The 1,684-nt window shown below is 68.2% G+C and carries 1 protein-coding gene; it reads right to left on the reverse strand.

From position 1 onward, the window contains the following. Positions 1 to 185: 185 nt before the first annotated feature. Positions 186 to 1,484, reverse strand: coding sequence for an extracellular solute-binding protein (locus ACQKIP_RS46790; RefSeq protein WP_365857062.1), 1,299 nt, complete (start codon positions 1,482 to 1,484; stop codon positions 186 to 188). Positions 1,485 to 1,684 lie beyond the last annotated feature (200 nt).

Here is a 1,684-nt window from a genome sequence, read left to right on the forward strand (position 1 = left end):
GGCGCGTACAGGATCGGGGCGAGCACGAGCGCGCCGAACAGGATGAGGGCGGGCAGAGTGAAGGAGACGGCCGTCAGCCAGTCGGTGACGCGCCGGGCGAGCGGACGTCGGTTGGCGGGGCCCGGCCGCGGCGGCCCGGTGACGGCTTGGGCTGCGTCCTTTACGTAGGTCGAAGTCATTGTCTGTTACTGGCTCTTGGCGACCTGGGTGATGGACCGGGTCACCTGGTCGGGGGACTTGGAGCCGGCGATGAGGGCGGCGACGGAGTCGTTGACCTCCTGGCCGACGGCCGGCGGGTAGGCCTGGTCGAGGTAGAGCTGGAAGCCGGTGGACTTGCCGAGCATGTCGGAGACCGCCGTGAGGTTGGGGTCGGTCAGAGCGCTGGTGGCGTCCTTGACGACGGGGATCGTGTCGGCCTTGGAGACCAGGATGCGGTCGGACTTGGCGGTCATGAAGAACTTCAGGAAGTCGGTTGCGGCCTTCGGCGCGCCCTTGCGGACCGCATAGCCGCCGCCTCCGCCGAACACGTCGGTGAGTGCGCCCTTGCCGCCGGCCACCGAGGGAAAGGCGAAGAAGCCGAGGTCCTTGCCGAGGCCCTTGCCCGCGTCGGCCTGCACGACGGGTGCCCACTGGCCCATCAGTTCCATGGCCGCCTTGCCGTTGCCCATGGCGGCGGCCTCTCCGGTGGGGGTGGAGTAGGCATCGCCGAGGAAGCCCTTCTGGAACGGCTTGAGCGCCACCAGATCCTTGAGGTGTTCACCCGCCTTGACGAAGTCGTCGCCGGTGAAGTCCTTGGCGTCGGCGGCCTTCTGCATGCCCTCGACCCCGGCGATCCGCATCGACAGATACGCCCAGAAGTACATGCCGGGCCATTTCTCCTTGCCCGCGAGGGCGATCGGTGTGATGCCTGCGGCCTTCAGCTTGTCGACCGTGTCCAGGTAGTCGTCCCAGGTGGTGGGCGGGGCGCTGATGCCGGCCTTCTGGAAGAGCGCCTTGTTGTACCAAAAGCCCACGGCGCCGATGTCGAAGGGCACCGCGTACGTCTTGCCGTCGAACTGGTAGGCCTTGACCGAGGCGGGCACGAGTGTGTCGGCCCACGGCTCGATGGACGGGGTGAGGTCCTCGACGAGGCCCGCGTCGGTCTGCTGGCGCAGAACGCCGCCGCCCCAGGTGTGGTAGATGTCCGGAAGTTTTCCGGAGCTGGTCAGCGCCGTCATCTTCGACTTGTAGGCGTCGTTCTCCAGCGTGACGAGCTTGATCCGCACGTCGGGGTTCTCGGCCTCGAACGCCTTCGCCCGCTCGGGCCAGACGGTCTTGGACGGCTCGGTGGTCTGGATGTTCCACCATTCCACGACGGTGCGGCCCGAACTGTCCTTCCCGCTGCCGGAGTCGGAGCCGCCGCAGGCGGTCAGTGCGGCTGCCCCCAGACCGGCGGCGGAGGCAGTGCCGAGGAAGCGTCGGCGGGAGAAATCGGAGGCTGGCATGACACACCTTCCGGAAGTGATCCGAAAACTATCGGTAGATGGCCACGGAAGTTACGGACACACGGCGGGGGTGGGGCCCGACGCGGACAAAAAAAGCCGGGTACCCAACCCCCCGGGCCCCCCCCCCGAGGACCACACCCGGGGCCCCCCGCACAGCCCCCCCCACACGGTCATCGACACCCCCAAACGCGGGCCCGACG

This window comes from Streptomyces sp. NPDC059900 (assembly GCF_050270335.1).
Taxonomy (GTDB): domain Bacteria; phylum Actinomycetota; class Actinomycetes; order Streptomycetales; family Streptomycetaceae; genus Streptomyces.

Coding starts and splice junctions, on each gene's coding strand:
- ACQKIP_RS46790 (WP_365857062.1), bottom strand. CDS start 1,484: ATGCCAGCCTCCGATTTCTCCCGCCGACGCTTCCTCGGCACTGCCTCC.